This window comes from Humidesulfovibrio sp. (assembly GCF_031082295.1).
In the GTDB taxonomy this organism is placed as follows: Bacteria; Desulfobacterota; Desulfovibrionia; order Desulfovibrionales; family Desulfovibrionaceae; genus Humidesulfovibrio.
Genome location: NZ_JAVHLD010000032.1, coordinates 1 through 11,982, shown reverse-complemented (window position 1 = coordinate 11,982; position 11,982 = coordinate 1). Strand labels below are relative to the sequence as shown.

Genomic DNA, 11,982 nt, shown 5'->3' with positions numbered 1-11,982 from the left:
AAGCCTACGCCGCTTCCCCAAGCCTGGCCCGGCCGGACCGCAGCCGGGACACCGGTGCTGCAGACCCCGCTTCGATGGCCACGCGCCGCTCCTCCGGGGCAGTGACCACGCCGAGCGCCTTCAAATGCTCCGCCAGGGCGTCGGATTCCAGGTAGCCGGTGTCCAGACGCTCGCCCGCGGCGTTCTTGAGCGTCGTCAGGCCGTCGCCGCCGCCCGCCACGAAGCTGTTGGTCACGAGCCGGTAGGTGGCCTCCGGGTCAAGCTCCGCCACGCCGCCGCCATGCTCGCCTGACTGCCGCACGCGGATGCCGCTGACGCGGAGGCCCGAAGGCCGCGCCGGATCCACCACGCAGGTGAAGCCGGAGGCGTGGAACAGCCGGACATTGCGCATATCGGCTCCGGCGGGCGGATGGGTCTTGAGCCGGAACTCGGCGGCGTCCTCCAGGGCCTGCTTGAACTCGGCCCCGGTGAGGTCGACGGTGACCAGGGTGTTGCCGAAGGGCAGCACGCCCATGACCATGCCCTGGGTGATCTCGCCCTGGAAGATATCCTGGCGCAGGCCGCCGGGCATGAGCAGGGCCACCTGCGCGTCGGGAACCTTGGCGAGGTAGGCGTCGGCCACGATGGGCCCGGGATCCGTGGAGGTGCCGCGCACGAGGTCCACCGCCGCGCGAGCCCCGATGCGGGCGTTGCGGAAGGGATCGAGCTGCCGGGCGAAAGGCTCCAGCCGCTTGGCCAGGGCGGGGTCCTCGGCGACCACCTGCGCCACGCCGGAGTCCGCAAGCGCCGCCGTGAGCCGCGCCTGCTCGGGCGACCCCTTGGCCACGGCCTTGCCGTCCCGGGAAAAGTCATCCCCGGCCAGCAGCATGGGCCGGGCATCGAAGCCCACGACCTCCCCCGCCGCGTCGAAGGAGACCTTCAGCACACCGAGCTCCACGCCCCAGCGCCAGGCCTGCACCACCAGAACCCTGCCGCCGTCCGGGCCGCGCACCTCGGTGGGATACGGCCCCGCCGGGGTCAGGCCCAGTTTCCCGAGCCTGGCCGGATCGCCAAGCAGCGTGTGGGAATGCCCGCCCACGATGACGTCGATGCCCGGCACGGCCTTGGCCAGGGCGATATCGGACTCGTAGCCCAGGTGCGAGAGCACCACGATCTTGTCCACGTCCTGGCCGCTCAGCTCCGCGATGGCCGCCGCCACCGCCGGGGCCACGGGGTGGAACACCACCCCGCCCACATCGCTGGTGATCTTGGGCGTGCTGGGCGTGGTGGCGCCGATGACGCCCACGCGCTCGCCGCCGTAGAGCCGCACCACCGAGGGCCGGATGCGCCCGTCCAGGGCCGGCTCCACCGAAACGTCGAGATTGGCCGAGACCACCGGGAACCTGGCACGGGCCACCAGCGAACCCGTGAGGGCCGGGCCCTTGTCGAACTCATGGTTGCCGAGGGTCATGGCATCCAACCCCAACTGATTGAGGAACGCGAAGTCCACCCGGCCCTGGAACACGTTGAAGAACAGCGTGCCCTGCACCGCGTCCCCGGCGTGCAGCGCCAGCACGTTGGGATCGCGCGCGCGCACCGCGTCGAGTGCCGTCTTGAGCCGCGCGAACCCGCCCAGCTGCGCCTTGACCTTCTCGCCCGCCAGGGTCAGGCCGGTGTCCACGGGCTCAAGGTTGGAGTGCGTGTCGTTGACGTGGGCGATGGTCAGGGTGAGGGGCTGGTGCGGCGGCCGCGCGCAGCCAGCGCAGAGCAGCAACAGCAGCGCGGCGCATTGCAGCAGCCGAAAGGGCTTCACGGTCGGTGGCATGGATTCGGCCTCCTGCGCCTTGTTCGTTCAAGAAAGATGGCGGCCCCCGGCGGCATCTCAGCCGGTGCGCCCGCCGCGCAGACGCGCCAGCAGCTCCTGCACGCTGGCGATGGCGGCGGCCCTGTCCCCGTCGCTGACCTTCTCCAGGTCCGCGACGATGCGCAGCCCGTCGAGCTCCTTCCGGAAGACATCCGTCCCGCCGGGCGTTTCTCCAAAAATGCCGGTGACGGCGTAGGGGATGACCTCGCGCTCGATGCCCTTGGCCTCAAGCCTGGGGCGCTCCTCGGCCTCCACAATGTCCTTCACGAGCGCATAGGTGTCGGCGGAGATGAGGATGCCGTCTGGCTCGGCCTGTGCTTCCAGGCGCGCGGCCAGGTTCACCTCGCCGCCGATGATGGTGTAGTCCATGCGGTCTTCGCTGCCGAAGTTGCCCACGTTGCAGAAGCCGGTGTTGATGCCGATGCGCATGTGGAAGGGCTTGTTGTAGCCGCGCTCGCGCCATTCTCCCTGCAGCTCCCCCATGCGGCGCTGCATTGCCACGGCCATGCGCACGCAGGCCTCGGCGTCCGCCTTCACGCCCTTTGTCTCGGGATCGCCGAAGAACATGAGCATGGCGTCGCCGATGAACTTGTCGATGGTGGCCCCGTAGTCCAGGGCGATCCTGGACATCTCGGTAAAGTAGCTGTTCAGCAGGCTGGACAGGTCCTCGGGCTGCATGCTCTCGGTGGTCTTGGTGAAGTCCTTGATGTCGCTGAAGAAGACCGTCAGCTTCTTGCGCTGGGTGACGAGCTCCGTGCCTTTCTCCCCGGTCAGCAGCGAGTTCACGATCTGGGGCGAGAGGTATTTGGACAGGCTGGCCGAGAGTCCCGCCAGCAGCTTGCTTTTCTCCTCCTCGGCCTGGGCCGTTGCCAGCTCGCGGGTGCGCTCCCCAAGGGTCATAATCATGCGGTTGGTGTAGCTGGCCATGAGCCCGAACTCGTTGTTGCTGCTGACCACCACCCGCGTGTCCAGGTTGCCCCCGGCCACCTGCATGAGCGCGCCGTTCTCATTGTCGAAGGCCAGCCGCAGGTTGCGCGAAAACGAATTGATGAGGTTCAGTATCTCGGCCAGGGCCACCGCCAGCACAAAGGCGAACTCCACCAGCACCGCGCGCAGGGGCAGCTCCAGGCTGCCGTGCTCCACGCCCTTGACCCACTCGAAGTCGCGCACCAGGATCAGAAACACCACCAGCACCACGGAGAACAGCACGAAGGTGGCCGCCAGGGCGAACTGCCTGGTCAGCGGGAACATCTTCTCGCCCACCGGGATTTCCTGGTTGGTGCGCAGGAACTCCCGGGCCAGGTTGCGCTCCTCCTCCAGGGCCAGGTCCGCAGCGGCGAAGGCCCCCAGGATCAGGCAGCCCAGCACCACCTTGCCGCCGCTGGCCAGAAGCGGAAAGCCCAGCACCAGCGTGTTGTTCGCCGCCAGGGCGACCCCCAGGAGCATGAACAGCGCGAACTCGGCCCTGGCCAGCCGGAGCACCCGCCCCAGCACAGGCCCCTTCTCCACCCTGGGCCGGATGTAGAAGCGGTGCAGCGCATACCCCAGGGCAAAGGCCACGGCCACGGACTGCGCCCACTGCACGATGGTCAGCTGATTGATGAACGGGCACACCCGCCCGCCATAGAAGACGGTGATGGTGGCGGCAAAAACATAGTGCGCAAGAGCGCGCATGGCGGCCTCCGGGCTGGGCGGCTGGGGGGATTCCCTGATTGCCTCTTCCTACGCCAGGGGAATGGATTGCGCAAGCCGACGCACCCGCCCATTGACTACAGGCCAAAATGGCATACATTCCTGTTTGGCTTGAACACCTTTGGCTGGAGCGTTGGACATGAAGAGGGCAATCACACTTCTGGCGCTGTTGCTGGCCTGCAGCATCCCTGTGGCCATGGCCGCGCCCCAGAAGGCGCAGGAACACAAAGGAGCAGTCATGACCCAGGACAAGCTCGGCGTGGCCACCTTCGCGGGCGGCTGCTTCTGGTGCGTCGAGTCCGACTTCGTCCACATCCCCGGCGTGGTCCAGGTGACCTCGGGCTATGCGGGCGGCAAGGAGAAGGACCCCACGTACAAGCAGGTTTCCGCCGGGCAGACCGGCCACCTGGAGGCCGTGCAGCTGCGCTACGACCCGACCAAGGTCAGCTACCGGCTGCTGCTGGAATGGTTCTGGCGGCACCACGACGCCACCGACGACGGCGGCCAGTTCTGCGACCGGGGCAACCAGTACCGCCCGGCCATCTTCGTGCACACCCCGGAGCAGCGGCGCGAGGCCGAGGCCTCCAAGAAGGCCGTGGCGGACTCCAATGCGCTCAAGCGCCCTGTGGTCACGCCCATCCTCGACTACACCACCTTCTACCCGGCGGAGGAGTACCACCAGCGCTACTTCGAGAAGAACCCCATCCGCTACAAGTTCTACCGCTACAACTGCGGCCGCGACAACACCATCCGCGCCCTGTGGGGGACAGAGGCCGACAAGCCGTTCTCGGCCTTCTCGGCGGAGGCAGCGAGCGGCTGGCGCAAGCCCACCCGCGAGCAGCTCAAGGCGAGGCTGACCCCCATGCAGTTCAAGGTCACGCAGGAGGACGGCACCGAGCCGCCCTTCCGCAACGAATACGACACCAACAAGCGCGAGGGCATCTACGTGGACATCGTGTCCGGCGAGGCGCTCTTCAGCTCCAGGGACAAGTTCGATTCCGGCACCGGCTGGCCCAGCTTCACCCGGCCGCTTGAGCCCGGCAACATCGTGGAGCGCGCGGACAACACCCTGTTTGCCACGCGCACCGAGGTCCGCAGCAGGCTGGCCGACAGCCACCTGGGCCACGTGTTCCCCGACGGCCCCAAGCCCACTGGCCTGCGCTACTGCATGAACTCCGCGGCGCTGCGCTTCGTGCCCAGGGAGAACCTGGAAAAGGAAGGCTACGGCAAGTACTTGAGCCTGTTCAAGTAGGAGCCCCTTACAGTCACCCACCACCCCCGCAAGCGCAAGGAGCGGCACCGATGGACTACTACAACCCGCAGGACCTGGCCAAATTCGGCGACATCGGCAAGAACGCGCCAGAGGCGGCGAAGAAGTTCTTCGCCTACTACGGCGAGGTCTTTGCCGAGGGCGCGCTCTCCGAGCGCGAAAAGGCCCTCATCGCCCTGGCCGTGGCCCACGCGGTGCAGTGTCCCTACTGCATCGACGCCTACACCAACACCTGCCTGGAAAAGGGCTCCAACCCCGACGAGATGACCGAGGCCGTGCACGTGGCCGCGGCCATCCGCGGAGGGGCCACCCTGGTGCACGGCGTGCAGATGCGCAACATCCTGGACAAGAAGACCCTGTAGGCCAGCCTCATGAGCGCGCCCACGAGCGAGATGACCTTCGCCGAAACCCTGGCGGAACACGGCCTGAGCCTGCGCAAGGGCCGCGCAGACTGCCTGCAGGTCAACGTGGGCTATGCCTGCAACCTATCCTGCCGCCACTGCCACCTGGAGGCCGGGCCGACGCGCACCGAGGCCATGAGCCGCGCCACCATGGACGAGGTCATCGCCCTGGCCCGGCGCGTCCCCTTCGCCTCGGTGGACGTCACCGGCGGCGCGCCGGAGCTGAACCCGGACCTGGCGCACCTGCTGACGCACCTCGGCCCCCTGGCGGCGAACAAGGCCACGGGGCGAATCTTCCGCACCAACCTGCTGGCGCTGCTGGAGATGGACGGCCGCGACGCGCTGGTGGACCTGCTGGCCAAGGGCGGCTGGAGCATCGGGGCGTCGCTGCCCGCGGTCAACGCCGGGCAGGTGGAGGCGATCCGTGGCGCGGGGGTGTTCGAAAAGAGCCTCGACATGCTGCACAGGCTGAATTCACGCGGCTTCGGGCAGGGCGCCGGACTGGAACTGCACCTGGTGTCCAATCCCGGCGGCGCCTTCCTGCCGCCCGCCCAGGCCTCGGCCACCAGGACCTTCCGCCAGGCCCTCGACCGCCGCGGCATCCGCTTCGACTCGCTCTTCGTCTTCGCCAACGTGCCGCTGGGGCGCTTCCACAACTGGCTTGAGCGCTCCGGCAACCTGGGCGGCTACATGGATTTGCTGCGCCAGCGCTTCAACCCCGGCGTGCTCTGCTCGCTCATGTGCCGCAACATCGTGTCCGTGGGGTGGGACGGCAGCCTCTACGACTGCGACTTCCATCAGGCCGCAGGGATCCCCGCCAGCGGGGCGCGGCACGTGCGCGACTATCTGGCCCACGACGAAGGCGCGGCCATCCCCGTGGGCGAGCACTGCTTCGCCTGCACCGCCGGGTCGGGCTTCACCTGAGGCGGCTCAGTGGCGGCCTAGTTCAGGCCGCGAGCACCACGCGCATTTAGGCAGGCGGCTCCGCCGGCACGCAGGCCCGGCCCTTGAGCCCGAACACGTAGTGCAGGGCCTTCTTGACCGTGGGCGAGAACAGCTTTTCGCCCACGATGCGCCCGGCCACGGCCTTGGCCGACTCGCAGCGCGTGGGGTACGGGTGCGTGGTGCCCGCCAGCGTGGTCAGCGAGACCTTGCCCGCCAGCACCGCCGCCCACTCGCCCAAAAGCTCGCCCGCGCCGGAACCGACGATCTGCACGCCCAGCGGCTTGCCCCCGGAATCCAGCAGCAGCTTGAGCCTGCCCCCGGTCTCGGCCTCGGCCCGGGCCTTGTCGTTGTCCGCGAAATGCTCCACCACCACCCGGTAGTCCACGCCGGGCTTCAGGCCCGCCTTCCGGGCCGCGGCCTCGTTCAGGCCCAGGCCGCCCAGGCCCGGCTCGGTGTAGGTGCACCAGGGCATCCAGGTGTAGTCGGCCTTGCGCGGCAGGCGGAAGATTGCGTTCGCCACCACCACGCCCGCCTCGTACCCGGCCGCGTGGGTGAACTGCCATGCCCCGGTCACGTCGCCGCAGGCGAAGATGTGCGGTCGGCTGGTGCGCAGGCGCGCGTCCACGGTGATGCCCTTGGGGCCGTACTCGACTCCGGCCTGTTCCAGCCTCAGGCCCTCCACGTTGGGCGTGCGGCCCAGGGCCACCAGCAGGACGTCGCCGCCGACGCTGCGCTCCTGCCCGTCCTGGGTGAAGCGCGCGACCTTGCGCCCCTTCTCCAGCCCCACGGAAGCAAGCGCCGCGCCCAGATGAAAGCGCACGCCCTCGGCCTCCAGGGTCTGCCGCACCTCGGCGGCCATGTCCGCGTCGTCGCGGGTCAGGATGCTCGTGGAGCGCTGGACGACGTCCACCTGGGAGCCCAGGCGGCGGAAGGCCTGGGCCAGCTCCACGGCGATGGGCCCGCCGCCCAGCACCACCAGGCGCTCCGGCAGGCGTTCCAGCGAAAAGATTTCGCGATTGGTCAGAAACGGCGTCTCGGCCAGGCCGGGAATGGGCGGCACCTGCGCGCGGGCGCCCGTGGCCACGACCCATTTGGCCGCGCTCACGCGCTTGCCGTCGATTTCAGCCACATGATCGTCGACGAAGCGCGCCGCCCCGAAGCGCACCTCGGCCCCCAGGCCGCAGAAGCGCTCGATGGAGTCGTGCCCACGGATGCCCATGATGACGCTCTCGATGCGCTCGCGCACCTTGGCGAAGTCCACGGGCGGCAGGTCCACGGCGGGCAGGCCGAAATCCTGCGCGCGCGACATGACGTGGCGAGCGTTGGCGGTGGCGATGAGGGTCTTGCTCGGCACGCAGCCGTAGAACAGGCAATCCCCGCCGAGGTGCTCCTCGCGCTCGACGAGCAGGGTGCGCGCGCCCAACTGGGCCGCTCCGGCGGCCACGGAAAGCCCGCCCGCTCCGCCGCCGATGATGGCGATGTCGTAGTCGTAGTTTGCCATGGACGCCTCCTTGCGGATGAAGGTCAGGACCGCCGCCTGCCGCGCAGCCAGGCCACCAGCTTGCGCGCGGTGATGGGGAACAGCCCGAGCAGGGCAAAGGCCGCGATGAGGCCTGGAGAGAGCACGTCGGCCAAAGACTCCACAAGGGCGATGCGCGTCCCGGCGTAGACGAAGACCATGGTCGCTGGGAGCATGCCCACCTGCGAAACCCAGGCATAGGTGCGCACGGGCATGGGCGTCAGGCCCATGAGCAGGTTGATGGCCCAGAACGGCAGGGCCGGGATGAGGCGCATGGTGAACAGGTAGAACGCGCCCTCGCGCTCGATGCCCTGGTTGACGGCCGCCAGCCGGGAACCGAAGCGCGCCTGCACCCAGCCGCGCAGGATGTAGCGCGCCGACAGGCAGGACAGCACCGCGCCGCCCGTGCTGGCGAAGGAGGCCAGCGCCACGCCCTCCACGAAGCCGAACAGCGCGCCCCCGGCGATGGTCATGACCGCCGCGCCGGGCAGCCCCAGCCCGGTGACCGTGACGTACAGGGCGAAGAACCCCGAGGCCGAAACCCAGGGCCGCTGGTCGGTCCACTGGCGCAGCTCGCCCAGGGACGATTTGAGCGCCGCCAGGGTCAGGTACTTGTCCAGCCCAAGGCCGAAGAAGGCCGCGACGCCGAGCAGCAGCAGAGCCGCCAGCGCGAACCTGGGGGCGTTGCCGCCCGGGGGGGAGGGGGTCTGCGACTGGCTCATGCCACGAGCCTAGCGCATTCCCGCTGCCGCCGCAACGCGGCCAAGCCTTCCGTTTCCTCCGCGCACCTGCTACCATGCGTCATGGACCACCCCCGCCCTGCCCTCTCCGTCGTCATCCCCGCGTACCGGGAACAGGCGCGCATTGGCGCGCTGCTCGCGCACTTGGCGCGCATTCCGGCCCCGGGCGGCCCGAGCGCTGGCAGCGTGGAGATCCTCGTGGTGGACGGCGACCCGGAACAGGCCACCCTGGCGGCGCTGCGAGAGGGCGCGGACACAGCAGGCGTGAAGGGCCTTGCCTCGGCCAAGGGCCGCGCGCGGCAGATGAACGCCGGGGCCGCAGCGGCACGCGGCGATGTGCTGCTGTTTCTGCACGCGGACACGCGCCTGCCGCTGGACGCCTTCGCGCGCATCGAGCACGCCCTGGCGCCCGAGACCGGCGATACCGGCGGCGGGGTAATCTGCGGCGGGGCCTTCCGGCTCCGCATCATGCCGGAGAGCGGCCCGCCCGGCCCCGGCCTTCGGTTCATCGCCTGGGCGGCCAACCTGCGCTCGCGCCTCACGCGCGCGCCCTACGGCGACCAGGCCATCTTCCTGCGACGGGACTGCTTCGCGGCCGTGGGCGGCTTCGCGGACATCCCGCTCATGGAGGACCTGGAGCTCATGACCCGCCTGCGCCGTTCCGGGCGCCGCATCCGGCTTCTGTCCGCCTGCGCGTCCACCTCGGCCCGGCGCTGGGAGGCCGAGGGCCTGCTGTTCTGCACCGCCCGCAACGTGCTGCTGCGCGCGCTCTACCACCTGGGCGTCGGCCCGCAACGCCTTGCGAGGTTCTACACATGAGGCGCGTCATCGTGTTTTTGAAGTTTCCCGAGCCCGGCGCGGTCAAGACGCGGCTGGCGGCCGAAGTCGGCGATGCGGCGGCGGCGCGGCTGGCGCGGCATTTCGCGGAGGAAACCCTGGCCGCGGCGGCGAGCCTCGGCCTGCCCGTGACTGTCAGCTTCGCCCCGGCCCGGCGCGGGGGGGAGTTCTCGTCCTGGCTGGGCTCCGGGTACGACTACGCGCCGCAGAGGGGCGAGGACCTGGGGCTGCGCATGCGCCACGCCTTCGAGGACGCCTTTGCCCGTGGCGCGGAACGCGCCGTGCTGGTGGGCACCGACGCCCCGGACAGGCCCGCGGAGTTCTTAAGCGAGGCGCTGGCGCGGCTGGACGACCACGACGCGGTGCTCGGCCCGGCCCTGGACGGCGGCTACCACCTCATCGCCCTGCGTCGGGGCAGCTTCGCGCCGGAAATCTTCTCCGGCATCGACTGGAGCACGCCCAAGGTGCTGGCCCAAACCCTGGACGCCCTGCGCGAGGCGGGCCGCACGGCCTACATGCTGCCGCCCTGGCGCGACATCGACGACCGCGCCGGGCTGGCCGACTACCTGGAGAGCCACCCGGAGGCCGCCCGTCTGCTGGAGGCCGATGACGTCGGGGCAAAGGCGGGCGCAACATGAACCACGAGGCGCTGCTGCGGCTGTCCACGTTCCTGGGCGTGGCGCTGGCCCTGGCCCTGGCGGAGGCACTGGCCCCGCGCCTGGCGCGCCCGGCCGAGCGGCGGCTGCGCTGGCCCGCCAACCTGGGGCTGGTGGCCGTGTCCACCCTCGTCATCCGCCTGAGCGTGCCGGTGCTGCCCGTGGGCCTGGCCGCCCTGGCCCAGGCCAAGGGCTGGGGGCTGTTCAACCTGCTTGCCGCGCTGGGGCTGCCGCTGCCGGAACCCGCCGCCGGGCTGTGCGCCATCCTGCTGCTCGACTGCGCCATCTACTGGCAGCATGTGGCCTCGCACCGCTGGCGCTGGTTCTGGCGGCTGCACCGCGTGCACCACGCGGACACCGTGCTCGACCTGACCACGGCGGTGCGCTTTCATCCGCTGGAGATGCTGGCGTCCCTGGCCTACAAGCTTCTGCTGGTGCTTGCCCTCGGCCCCCCGGCCTGGGCGGTGCTGGCCTTCGAGCTGCTGCTGAACGCCCTGCCCATGTTCAACCACGCCAATGTTCGCCTGCCCCTGGCGCTGGACCGCGCCCTGCGGCTGGCGCTCGTCACGCCGGACATGCACCGCGTGCACCACAGCGCGGACATGCGCGAGGCCAACACCAACTTCGGCTTCTGCTTCCCCTGGTGGGACCGGCTCTTCGCCACCTACCTGGACCAGCCAGCCCTGGGCCACGCGGGCATGACCATCGGCCTCACCATCTTCCGCGACCGCGCCTGGGCCGGGCTCTGGGGGCTGTTGCGCATGCCCTTCGCGTAATCGCCTGCGACACCGGAGGTCTTATGCGTCTACGCACCGTGATCCTGACCCTGCTGCTCTGCCTCGCCGCGAGCACCGCCCTGGCCGCCAAGAGCGCCGTGAACACCGGCTTTTTTGGCGTCGTGGCGGTGAAAGGCGCGGACGTGGTGGCCTACTTCACCCAAGGCAGGTTCGTGGAGGGCAAGAAGGAGCACAGCCTGAAGTGGAGCGGCGCGGAGTGGCGTTTCGCCTCGGCGGAACACCTGAGGCTGTTCATGGCGACCCCGGAGAAGTACGCGCCGCGATACGGCGGCTACTGCGCCTACGCCGTGGCCAAGGGCTCCACCGCGGGCATCGACCCGGAGGCTTGGAGCATCGTGGACGGGCACCTGTACCTCAACTACTCCAAGTCCGTGCGCGAGACCTGGCTGCTGGACACGAAGGGCTACATCGACCAGGCCGACCGCAACTGGCCGGGCGTGCTGGGGCGCTAGGCCTTCTCCGGATCTTCTCCGGTCAGCGGGCCTAGCTGCCGGGACGGAAGAAGCGGCCCAGGTCGGCGGGCGGGCCGGAATATCGCCGCAGCCGCGCGCTGGCCTGCACCAAGGTCAGCACGCCGATGGTCAGCAGGTACGGCCCGGCGCGCAGCACCCACACGGGCACCAGCTCCGCGCCCTCGGTCTGGAACGAGAACTGGGCGGCGGTGAGCGCGCCGAACAAGAGCCCCCCGCACAGGGCGCGCATTGGCCGCCAGGTGGCGAAGATGACCATGGCGATGGCGATCCAGCCCTGGCCCGCGCTCATGCCCTCCTTCCAGCCCGGCGTGTAGGAGAGCGACAGGAACGCTCCGCCCAGGCCCGCCAGCGCCCCGCCGAAACAGGTGCAGCCGTGGCGCACCAAAGGCACGGACACGCCCGAGGCATAGGCGGCGGAGGCGTTTTCCCCGCTGGCGCGCACCAGAAGCCCCAGGCGCGTGCGGGCCAGCGCCCACCACAAAAGCGGGGCCAGGACGAGCGCCAGGTAGGTCAGCACGGGCTGGTTGAACAGGGCCGGGCCGACCACGGGCAGCTCCGAGAGCGCCGGCACCGGCACGGACGGGAGCACCAGCCCCGGCGCGCCGAGCAGGTCGCGGCCGAGCACGCCGGTGAGCCCCGCGCCGAGCAGCGACAAGGCCAGGCCGGAGAGCACCTGGTTCGCGCCCAGGCTGATGGCGAAGAATCCGTGCAGGCCCGCCGCCACCGCCCCGGCTCCCGCCGACGATCTGGACGACTCTCGGGCCCCCCGGGCCTTACCCGATTCCAATGACCTGGCCGGATGGATCAAG

At 70.0% G+C, this 11,982-nt stretch carries 12 protein-coding genes; 7 read left to right on the top strand and 5 right to left on the bottom strand.

Annotated features, from left to right (window positions below):
* Positions 1-4: 4 nt before the first annotated feature.
* Positions 5-1,804, bottom strand: a complete 1,800-nt coding sequence (locus tag RDU24_RS13390) for a bifunctional metallophosphatase/5'-nucleotidase (RefSeq protein WP_308736277.1) — start codon at positions 1,802-1,804, stop codon at positions 5-7.
* 57 nt (positions 1,805-1,861) lie between these two features.
* The gene (locus RDU24_RS13385; protein WP_308736276.1) at positions 1,862-3,517 is read right to left on the bottom strand and encodes an adenylate/guanylate cyclase domain-containing protein; all 1,656 of its coding nucleotides are present in this window, start codon (positions 3,515-3,517) and stop codon (positions 1,862-1,864) included.
* A 157-nt stretch (positions 3,518-3,674) separates the two neighbouring features.
* Here RDU24_RS13385 and msrB point away from each other — a divergent pair, with 157 nt between their 5' ends.
* From msrB to arsS, 3 genes are read left to right on the top strand one after another with little or no spacing between them, the layout of a single operon-like run.
* Complete coding sequence (gene msrB / locus RDU24_RS13380; protein ID WP_308736275.1) at positions 3,675-4,787, top strand: peptide-methionine (R)-S-oxide reductase MsrB; 1,113 nt, start codon at positions 3,675-3,677, stop codon at positions 4,785-4,787.
* 50 nt (positions 4,788-4,837) lie between these two features.
* A complete protein-coding gene (locus tag RDU24_RS13375; RefSeq protein ID WP_308736274.1) occupies positions 4,838-5,167 on the top strand; it encodes an arsenosugar biosynthesis-associated peroxidase-like protein in 330 nt (109 codons plus the stop codon).
* 9 nt (positions 5,168-5,176) lie between these two features.
* Entirely contained in the window at positions 5,177-6,130 is a 954-nt protein-coding gene (gene arsS / locus RDU24_RS13370) for an arsenosugar biosynthesis radical SAM (seleno)protein ArsS (protein ID WP_308736273.1), read from the top strand.
* A 46-nt stretch (positions 6,131-6,176) separates the two neighbouring features.
* On the opposite strand, the gene RDU24_RS13365 is transcribed toward arsS, so the two are convergent.
* Both RDU24_RS13365 and RDU24_RS13360 read right to left on the bottom strand, forming a co-directional pair.
* On the bottom strand, positions 6,177-7,652 hold the full coding sequence (locus RDU24_RS13365; RefSeq protein WP_308736272.1) for an FAD-dependent oxidoreductase: 1,476 nt from the start codon (positions 7,650-7,652) through the stop codon (positions 6,177-6,179).
* Positions 7,653-7,675: 23 nt separating this feature from the next.
* A complete protein-coding gene (locus RDU24_RS13360) occupies positions 7,676-8,392 on the bottom strand; it encodes a TVP38/TMEM64 family protein (RefSeq protein ID WP_308736271.1) in 717 nt (238 codons plus the stop codon).
* A gap of 81 nt (positions 8,393-8,473) precedes the next feature.
* On the opposite strand from RDU24_RS13360, the gene RDU24_RS13355 reads away from it, so the two are divergent.
* Genes RDU24_RS13355 through RDU24_RS13340 form a run of 4 tightly spaced genes read left to right on the top strand, consistent with a single transcriptional unit; the run spans position 8,474 to position 11,152 of the window.
* Entirely contained in the window at positions 8,474-9,229 is a 756-nt protein-coding gene (locus RDU24_RS13355; RefSeq protein WP_308736270.1) for a TIGR04283 family arsenosugar biosynthesis glycosyltransferase, read from the top strand.
* A complete protein-coding gene (locus RDU24_RS13350; RefSeq protein ID WP_308736269.1) occupies positions 9,226-9,885 on the top strand; it encodes a TIGR04282 family arsenosugar biosynthesis glycosyltransferase in 660 nt (219 codons plus the stop codon). Before RDU24_RS13355 ends, RDU24_RS13350 begins: the two co-directional genes overlap by 4 nt.
* The gene (locus tag RDU24_RS13345; RefSeq protein WP_308736268.1) at positions 9,882-10,679 is read left to right on the top strand and encodes a sterol desaturase family protein; all 798 of its coding nucleotides are present in this window, start codon (positions 9,882-9,884) and stop codon (positions 10,677-10,679) included. The genes RDU24_RS13350 and RDU24_RS13345 overlap by 4 nt, the downstream gene beginning before the upstream one ends.
* Before the next feature lie 23 nt (positions 10,680-10,702).
* Positions 10,703-11,152: a YHS domain-containing (seleno)protein gene (locus tag RDU24_RS13340; RefSeq protein ID WP_308736267.1), complete on the top strand. Its 450-nt coding sequence runs from the start codon at positions 10,703-10,705 to the stop codon at positions 11,150-11,152.
* 31 nt (positions 11,153-11,183) lie between these two features.
* Here the strand turns inward: RDU24_RS13340 and RDU24_RS13335 are convergent.
* Positions 11,184-11,982 (bottom strand): ABC transporter permease (locus RDU24_RS13335; RefSeq protein WP_308736266.1); only part of this gene is annotated, 799 nt, incomplete at its 5' end.

Bases quoted from the DNA above. Each gene is read 5' to 3' on its own strand.
- RDU24_RS13390 (WP_308736277.1), bottom strand. From the start codon at position 1,804: ATGCCACCGACCGTGAAGCCCTTTCGGCTGCTGCAATGCGCCGCGCTG.
- RDU24_RS13385 (WP_308736276.1), bottom strand. From the start codon at position 3,517: ATGCGCGCTCTTGCGCACTATGTTTTTGCCGCCACCATCACCGTCTTC.
- msrB (WP_308736275.1), top strand. From the start codon at position 3,675: ATGAAGAGGGCAATCACACTTCTGGCGCTGTTGCTGGCCTGCAGCATC.
- RDU24_RS13375 (WP_308736274.1), top strand. From the start codon at position 4,838: ATGGACTACTACAACCCGCAGGACCTGGCCAAATTCGGCGACATCGGC.
- arsS (WP_308736273.1), top strand. From the start codon at position 5,177: ATGAGCGCGCCCACGAGCGAGATGACCTTCGCCGAAACCCTGGCGGAA.
- RDU24_RS13365 (WP_308736272.1), bottom strand. From the start codon at position 7,652: ATGGCAAACTACGACTACGACATCGCCATCATCGGCGGCGGAGCGGGC.
- RDU24_RS13360 (WP_308736271.1), bottom strand. From the start codon at position 8,392: ATGAGCCAGTCGCAGACCCCCTCCCCCCCGGGCGGCAACGCCCCCAGG.
- RDU24_RS13355 (WP_308736270.1), top strand. From the start codon at position 8,474: ATGGACCACCCCCGCCCTGCCCTCTCCGTCGTCATCCCCGCGTACCGG.
- RDU24_RS13350 (WP_308736269.1), top strand. From the start codon at position 9,226: ATGAGGCGCGTCATCGTGTTTTTGAAGTTTCCCGAGCCCGGCGCGGTC.
- RDU24_RS13345 (WP_308736268.1), top strand. From the start codon at position 9,882: ATGAACCACGAGGCGCTGCTGCGGCTGTCCACGTTCCTGGGCGTGGCG.
- RDU24_RS13340 (WP_308736267.1), top strand. From the start codon at position 10,703: ATGCGTCTACGCACCGTGATCCTGACCCTGCTGCTCTGCCTCGCCGCG.